Source organism: Mycobacteriales bacterium, from assembly GCA_036497565.1.
GTDB lineage: Bacteria > Actinomycetota > Actinomycetes > Mycobacteriales > QHCD01 > DASXJE01.
The window spans coordinates 1-1,518 of record DASXJE010000239.1; the positions used below are offsets into that span (position 1 = coordinate 1).

Annotated in this window: 3 protein-coding genes; 1 reads left to right on the forward strand and 2 read right to left on the reverse strand. The window is 74.9% G+C overall.

What is annotated here, in order from left to right; genetic code table 11:
• The coding region (locus VGH85_19405; GenBank protein ID HEY2175979.1) for a hypothetical protein at positions 1-826 on the forward strand (826 nt) is incomplete at its 5' end.
• Between the two features lie 13 nt (positions 827-839).
• On the opposite strand, the gene VGH85_19410 is transcribed toward VGH85_19405, so the two are convergent.
• Both VGH85_19410 and VGH85_19415 read right to left on the reverse strand, forming a co-directional pair.
• Complete coding sequence (locus tag VGH85_19410; GenBank protein HEY2175980.1) at positions 840-1,112, reverse strand: DUF4031 domain-containing protein; 273 nt, start codon at positions 1,110-1,112, stop codon at positions 840-842.
• Positions 1,113-1,143: 31 nt separating this feature from the next.
• Positions 1,144-1,518 (reverse strand): glycerol-3-phosphate dehydrogenase C-terminal domain-containing protein (locus tag VGH85_19415; protein HEY2175981.1); only part of this gene is annotated, 375 nt, incomplete at its 5' end.

Genomic DNA, 1,518 nt, shown 5'->3' on the forward strand with positions numbered 1-1,518 from the left:
CGGCTCCCGAACCCGACCAGGCGTAACGGTGCTGACTGCCACCGCGCGCCGCGCCGAAGACTTGATCACCGCGAAGATCCGCCGGGACAGCGCCGCACCGGGCCCGAGCACACTCCTGCACGCCGCGGTCGGCAGTTGGGGTCGGACCGTCGCGCAGCGCATTCCGGCGTTGCGCGACCTGACGCCGTACAACAAGGCCCGCGGCGTCAACGAGGACGACCTGGCGCACCTCGACGCGATCACCGCGTTCTTCACCGACGCCGGCATCGTGCCCACCCTGGAGGTCTGGGCCGGCGATGCCGGCGACCGGCTCGGCACGGAGCTGACCCGGCGCGGACTGCAGGCGGGCACCGTCAACGCGACCCTGCACCGCGACCTCACCGACCGGCTCGTCGCACCGCCGCCCGGCGACCGGGTCACCGTCGAGGAGCTCGACCCGGCCGATGACGGCCCGGACTACCTCGACACCCTCATCGGCGGCTACGAACTCCCCGGGCCGTCCGCCGGACACCTGGTCATGCTGCGCGCCGAGCACGATCCGGCGGTCGTACGCCGCTACCTCGCGCGCGTCGACGGTCGCCCGGCTGCCGCGGCCGGCCTGTACCTGCAACCGTCCGGCGCTCTGCTCAGCGGTGCCGCGACCCTGCCGTCCTACCGGCGCCGCGGCTGCCAGAGCGCGCTGATCCTGCGGCGCCTGTCCGACGCCCTGGCGAGCACCGACCTCGCCGTCGTGACCGTGGCACACGGATCGGCGAGCCAGGCCAACCTGATGCGGGTCGGGTTCCGTCAGACGCACACCCGCACCGCGTGGCGCCCGCTTGGGTGACGGGCACCCGGTCCTAGGACCGGTCCGCGCTCCGGGACCGTTTCCGCAGCCCCGCGGCCCGCAGCCGGCGGAGCAGCTCCGCGCAGGTGACCGGTCGTGCGCCGAGACCGATCGCGCGCTCCCGCACGCCGGCCGGCACGTCGTAATGGTCGCCCTGGAAGGCCCGGCGCGGGATGCCGAGCGTGGCCGCGAACTCGTGCAGTTCGTCGTAGCCGGTGTCGCTGACCAGGTGCGCCCACCGGTCGCCGCGGTGCGGCCACACCGCCGGATCGACGAGGATCGTCACGAGGACGCCGAGGACATCGCCGGTCCCGGGATCAGGCGATCCGCCGGTCGGCGCCGCGGACGTCGGGGGCGCCGAGCCGGGCCGCGTCCGCGGTCCGGTCGTCTGGTTGCAGCTGGGACTCCCGCTCGGCGGCGACCCGGGCCTGGTAGTGCTCCACCTCGCGGGCGACGGCGGAGTCGTCCCAGCCGAGTACCGGCGCGACCAGCCGGGCGACCGCCTCGGCGGCCGCGACACCCCGGTCCGGGGTCTCGATCGAGATTCGGGTACGACGGGTGAGGACGTCGTCGAGGTGCAGGGCGCCCTCGGCGAGCGCGGCGTAGTAGGCCTCCGCCGCGAGGTACTCCGGGGCACCGGCGAGCGGCTCCCGGAGTTCCGGACGCTCGTCGCCGAGCGCGAGCACCTCGTC